Consider the following 1,489-nt stretch of genomic DNA (forward strand, 5'->3'; position numbering starts at 1 on the left):
CATTGGATGAGTGGCGAACTGGTGAGTAACACGTGGGTAACCTGCCCAGAAGCGGGGGATAACACTTGGAAACAGGTGCTAATACCGCATAACAACTGAAACCGCATGGTTTCAGTTTGAAAGATGGTTTCGGCTATCACTTCTGGATGGACCCGCGGCGTATTAGCTAGTTGGTGGAGTAATGGTTCACCAAGGCAATGATACGTAGCCGACCTGAGAGGGTAATCGGCCACATTGGGACTGAGACACGGCCCAAACTCCTACGGGAGGCAGCAGTAGGGAATCTTCCACAATGGACGAAAGTCTGATGGAGCAACGCCGCGTGAGTGAAGAAGGGTTTCGGCTCGTAAAACTCTGTTGTTGAAGAAGAACACATCTGAGAGTAACTGTTCAGGTGTTGACGGTATTTAACCAGAAAGCCACGGCTAACTACGTGCCAGCAGCCGCGGTAATACGTAGGTGGCAAGCGTTGTCCGGATTTATTGGGCGTAAAGCGAGCGCAGGCGGTTTCTTAAGTCTGATGTGAAAGCCTTCGGCTTAACCGGAGAAGTGCATCGGAAACTGGGAGACTTGAGTGCAGAAGAGGACAGTGGAACTCCATGTGTAGCGGTGAAATGCGTAGATATATGGAAGAACACCAGTGGCGAAGGCGGCTGTCTGGTCTGTAACTGACGCTGAGGCTCGAAAGCATGGGTAGCGAACAGGATTAGATACCCTGGTAGTCCATGCCGTAAACGATGAATACTAGGTGTTGGAGGGTTTCCGCCCTTCAGTGCCGCAGCTAACGCATTAAGTATTCCGCCTGGGGAGTACGACCGCAAGGTTGAAACTCAAAGGAATTGACGGGGGCCCGCACAAGCGGTGGAGCATGTGGTTTAATTCGAAGCTACGCGAAGAACCTTACCAGGTCTTGACATACTGTGCTAACCTAAGAGATTAGGCGTTCCCTTCGGGGACGCAGATACAGGTGGTGCATGGCTGTCGTCAGCTCGTGTCGTGAGATGTTGGGTTAAGTCCCGCAACGAGCGCAACCCTTATTGTCAGTTGCCAGCATTTAGTTGGGCACTCTGGCGAGACTGCCGGTGACAAACCGGAGGAAGGTGGGGATGACGTCAAGTCATCATGCCCCTTATGACCTGGGCTACACACGTGCTACAATGGATGGTACAACGAGTCGCAAACCCGCGAGGGCAAGCTAATCTCTTAAAGCCATTCTCAGTTCGGACTGCAGGCTGCAACTCGCCTGCACGAAGTCGGAATCGCTAGTAATCGCGGATCAGCATGCCGCGGTGAATACGTTCCCGGGCCTTGTACACACCGCCCGTCACACCATGAGAGTTTGCAACACCCAAAGTCGGTTCGGTAACCTTCGGGAGCCAACCGCCTAAGGTGGGGCAGATGATTAGGGTGAAGTCGTAACAAGGTAGCCGTAGGAGAACCTGCGGCTGGATCACCTCCTTTCTAAGGAATAATACGGAAACCTGCACAG

1 rRNA gene is annotated in these 1,489 nt (G+C 52.7%); it reads left to right on the top strand.

What is annotated here, in order from left to right:
* Positions 1 to 1,461: ribosomal RNA gene (locus tag JUE95_RS12710) — 16S ribosomal RNA — on the top strand; the annotation flags it as partial.
* Between the last annotated feature and the right edge of the window lie 28 nt (positions 1,462 to 1,489).

The sequence above is a fragment of the Secundilactobacillus yichangensis genome (assembly GCF_016861565.1).
In the GTDB taxonomy this organism is placed as follows: domain Bacteria; phylum Bacillota; class Bacilli; order Lactobacillales; family Lactobacillaceae; genus Secundilactobacillus; species Secundilactobacillus yichangensis.